Source organism: Bacillus sp. SIMBA_154 (genome assembly GCF_046536015.1).
GTDB lineage: Bacteria > Bacillota > Bacilli > Bacillales > Bacillaceae > Bacillus > Bacillus pumilus_P.
This window is the reverse complement of sequence record NZ_JAWJBV010000281.1, coordinates 1-270: the sequence shown is the minus strand read 5'-3', so window position 1 is coordinate 270 and position 270 is coordinate 1. Positions and strand designations below refer to the sequence as shown.

The following is a 270-nucleotide window of genomic DNA, read 5'->3' as shown; positions in this document are numbered from 1 at the left end:
ATATTGAGTGTATGACGCCCAATTTTCGTAGAATATAAAATGAGCAGGATTTTTATTATCTTGATGTAAGTCGTAATTGATACACTCTTCTTCAGCGTGAGTAACACCAATAAATTTTATCAATTCTGTTTTAACCATTTCGATTTGGTTTGGTTTGGCCATGATATTGGCAACGATGATTAATCTGGCCATAATAGAATCGTTTTTAATTACTAATGTTAAACTTTATCAAGTCAAAAGATATCGTTAGTTAATCGACTGCTTTAAAAC

Annotated in this window: 1 protein-coding gene; it reads right to left on the bottom strand. The window is 30.7% G+C overall.

The genetic code is table 11. The features are described 5' to 3' along the window. Nucleotides 1-192, bottom strand: a 192-nt coding sequence (locus R0K30_RS22060; RefSeq protein WP_410612987.1) for a putative quinol monooxygenase, incomplete at its 3' end; no start/stop codon positions are given. Between the last annotated feature and the right edge of the window lie 78 nt (nt 193-270).